A 2,457-nucleotide genomic window follows, 5' to 3' on the forward strand; every position below is an offset into this window, starting at 1 on the left:
AGTTCGGCGCGCCGGGCGTCGGCACGCGCGACCGCGATTCCTTCCTCGCCGGCATAGACGGCCTGCTCTATGGCGACACGCCGGAAGAAGGCTATGTACGCGGCGAAACCTTCCTGCATCCGGGCCTTGGCGTTTCGTTCACGGTACCGGACGGCTTCATCATCGACAATTCGGCGGCAGCGGTGACGGCCACCGGCCCCGGCGACATAGCGATCCGTTTCGATGGCGTGTCGATCGACAAGAACCGGGCGCTGACGGACTATATCCGCAGCGGCTGGGTGGCTGGTCTCGTCGACAGCAGCGTCAGGCAGGAAACCATCAACGGCAACGAGGCAGCGACCGCGCATGCCGGCGCCGAAGGCTGGCAGTTCGACATTGCGGTGATCCGCGCCGGCGGCCAGGTCTACCGGCTGCTGACCGCGGCCCCTTCGGCCAGCACGTCGCTGGACACAATCGCCCGCTCGGTCAGCGGCTCGTTCCGGATCTTGAGTGCCGCCGAAAAGGCGGCGCTGAAGCCGCTGCGCATCCGCGTCGTCACTGTCCAGCCTGGGCAGACGATGGGTTCGCTTTCGGCGCAGATGGTCGGCGTCGACCGTAAGCTCGACCTGTTCCGCGTCCTCAACGCGCTGTCGCCTGGTGCCGCGGTTTCGGCCGGCGACAAGGTCAAGATCGTCACGGACAAGTAGGCACCTGCGGACGCCTGCCGCCGTTCAGGCGGCAGTCGCCATGAACTCCGGATTCTGCTTCACCAACGCGACCTTCAGCTTTTCCATGGCGCGGGCCTCGATCTGGCGGACGCGTTCCTTGGAGATGCCGAGGGTTTCGCCGAGCGCTTCCAGCGTCGCGCCCTCGTCGTTAAGCCGGCGTTCCTCGATGATCCTCAACTCCCGTGCGTTGAGCGCGCGAAGCGCCTCCCTCAGCCAGAGCGAGCGGCGCGCGACATCGATCTTGTCGCCGACGATCTCGTCGGGCAGCGGATCGTCCGAGACCAGGAATTCCATGCGCTCGGTCGAACCCGCATCGTCGGCAACCGGCATGTTGAGTGAGGAGTCGGGAGCCGACAGCCGCGAATCCATCATCGCCACGTCGGCTTCGGAGACGCCGAGTGCTTCCGATACTTCGCGATAGAGCGTTGCGTTTGACAGTGGCTCGGCGCCATTCGCCAGCCGCGCGCGCAGGCGTCGCAGGTTGAAGAACAGCGCCTTCTGCGCCGAGCTGGTGCCGCCACGCACGATCGACCAGTTGCGCAGGATATAGTCCTGCATCGAGGCCCGGATCCACCATGTCGCATAGGTCGAGAACCGCACCTCGCGCTCCGGCTCGAAGCGGGCGGCGGCCTCGAGCAGTCCGACATGACCCTCCTGGACCAGGTCGCCGAGCGGCAGGCCGTAATGGCGGAATTTGGAGGCCATGGAAATGACCAGCCGCATATGCGCGACGGTGATGCTGTGCAGCGCGTTCTGGTCGTTGTCCTCTTTCCAGAGCAATGCAAGCCGATGCTCTTCGTCACGCTCGAGGTAGGGAGCCTTCATCGCCGCGCGGACCATGATCCGTCCTGCCGTGTCTTCCATCATGAGGCGCTCCCTGGGTGGTGCGGATGACTTTGCAAACTTGGCTGGCGCCTGGGTTGAAATGGCGGCGTCGTGCCCTAGAACAGCCAGAACTGCCATGCGCGGGAAAGGTTCCGCGACCGTGGCTGCGGGTATGTGTTGCCTGGCGGACTCCGGGGACTACCCGCGATAGCCGTGATGTCGGCTGGAAAGCGCCAGTTTGAGTATCTGATTTCAGAAACTGATTGTTTTTGGAATTCTGTTCCTTATTTTTTCGACTTGCATCTGTCAGTTTCCAGCGCTCACAATATGCCGGTCGGCCGGCCAAGGACGGGATCACAGAAAAATGAAATGGCTCAAGTCGCTCATCATCGCCGGAACGCTGCAGGCCTTGGCTGTCACCGCAGGCCATGCCGGCGCCAATCTCGACCAGATCAAGCAGGCCGGGGTCATCAAGGTCGGCACGGAAGGCACTTATGCGCCATTCACCTATCATGACACTTCGGGCGCACTGGTCGGCTTCGACGTCGAAATCGCCAAGGCGATCGCCGACAAGCTCGGCGTCAAGGTCGAATTCCTCGAAGGCAAGTGGGACGGGCTGATCGCCGGCCTCGACGCCAATCGCTATGACGCCGTCATCAACGAGGTCGGCATCACCGATGCCCGCAAGGCCAAGTACGACTTCTCCGATCCTTACATCGCCTCCAAGGCGGTGCTGATCGTGCGCGGCGACAACACAGACATCAAGACCTTTGCCGATCTCAAGGGCAAGAAGTCGGCGCAGTCGCTGACCTCGAATTTCGGCAAGCTGGCCGAAACGAACGGCGCCGAGCTGGTCGGCACCGATGGCTTCGACCAATCGATCCAGCTGCTTCTGACAGGCCGTGCCGACGCCACGATCAATGAC

Annotated in this window: 2 protein-coding genes and 1 pseudogene; 2 read left to right on the forward strand and 1 reads right to left on the reverse strand. The window is 63.1% G+C overall.

The features are described 5' to 3' along the window. Positions 1-686, forward strand: a pseudogene (locus ENZ75_RS28575) (metalloprotease); the annotation flags it as partial. Between the two features lie 24 nt (positions 687-710). Here ENZ75_RS28575 and ENZ75_RS28580 read toward each other — a convergent pair. After that, positions 711-1,574, reverse strand: a complete 864-nt coding sequence (locus ENZ75_RS28580; RefSeq protein ID WP_013529172.1) for an RNA polymerase factor sigma-32 — start codon at positions 1,572-1,574, stop codon at positions 711-713. Positions 1,575-1,896: 322 nt separating this feature from the next. Here ENZ75_RS28580 and ENZ75_RS28585 point away from each other — a divergent pair. Beyond that, positions 1,897-2,457, forward strand: a 561-nt coding sequence (locus tag ENZ75_RS28585; RefSeq protein WP_128278501.1) for a transporter substrate-binding domain-containing protein, incomplete at its 3' end; no start/stop codon positions are given.

Origin of the sequence: Mesorhizobium sp. M7A.F.Ca.CA.002.04.1.1, from assembly GCF_004022805.1 — a bacterium.
In the GTDB taxonomy this organism is placed as follows: Bacteria; Pseudomonadota; Alphaproteobacteria; order Rhizobiales; family Rhizobiaceae; genus Mesorhizobium; species Mesorhizobium ciceri.

Coding starts and splice junctions, on each gene's coding strand:
- ENZ75_RS28580 (WP_013529172.1), bottom strand. CDS start 1,574: ATGATGGAAGACACGGCAGGACGGATCATGGTCCGCGCGGCGATGAAG.